General features: G+C 54.0%; 1 pseudogene and 1 other annotated feature. The pseudogene reads left to right on the top strand.

What is annotated here, in order from left to right:
• A pseudogene (locus SJH88_RS19695) lies at positions 1 to 237 on the top strand (IS3 family transposase); the annotation flags it as partial.
• Positions 113 to 229 (top strand) — a sequence feature (AL1L pseudoknot). Its footprint overlaps the pseudogene before it by 117 nt.

Below are 237 nucleotides of genomic sequence, written 5' to 3'. Positions count from 1 at the left end.
TAGATGCAGGCCAACGACCAGGATTGACCACGGATGAGCGTGAGCGGCTCAAGCAACTGGAGCGAGAGAACAAGGAACTGCGCCGAGCCAATGACATCCTCAAGGCTGCGAGCGCTTTTTTTGCACAGGCGGAGCTGGACCGTCGCATCAAGAGTTAATTGACTTTGTAGACCAGTATCGTGATGCCTATGGGGTCGAGCCAATTTGCAAGTTGCTGCAAATTGCCCCATCGGGCTA

Origin of the sequence: Comamonas sp. GCA5, assembly GCF_036541385.1 — a bacterium.
Lineage (GTDB): Bacteria > Pseudomonadota > Gammaproteobacteria > Burkholderiales > Burkholderiaceae_C > Comamonas > Comamonas aquatica.
This window is presented reverse-complemented; position numbering and strand designations above follow the sequence as displayed.